1 protein-coding gene is annotated in these 362 nt (G+C 70.7%); it reads right to left on the bottom strand.

The annotated features are described in order from the left end of the window. Nucleotides 1-98: 98 nt before the first annotated feature. Nucleotides 99-362, bottom strand: a 264-nt coding sequence (locus TN53_RS43040) for a cellulose binding domain-containing protein (RefSeq protein WP_199924770.1), incomplete at its 5' end; no start/stop codon positions are given.

Consider the following 362-nt stretch of genomic DNA (forward strand, 5'->3'; position numbering starts at 1 on the left):
TCGCGGTACAGCCGCTGTTGGCCCTCGGGCTCGGCGGGGTGCCGTCGGCTTGTGGCTGTAGGCGGGGCCGGGTCGTGCGCCCCGCCCGTCAGCCGCGGTCAGTCGCAGACGCTTCCGTTCAGGGCGAAGGCCGCAGGAGAGGGGTTGTTCCCGCTGAGGGACCCCTGGACACCGAAGCTCGCCGTTGCGCCAGGTGCGATCGCCCGGTTCCAGTCGGTGTTGCGGGCCACGACGGCGGCCCCGCTCTGGGTGACGGTCGCGTTCCAGGCGCTGGTGACACGCTGACCACCCGGGTAACTCCACGTCAACTGCCATCCGTCGATGGCGGATTGGCCCGTGTTCTTGACGGTCACGGTCGCCGT

The sequence above is a fragment of the Streptomyces sp. WM6386 genome (genome assembly GCF_000972385.1).
Lineage (GTDB): Bacteria > Actinomycetota > Actinomycetes > Streptomycetales > Streptomycetaceae > Streptomyces.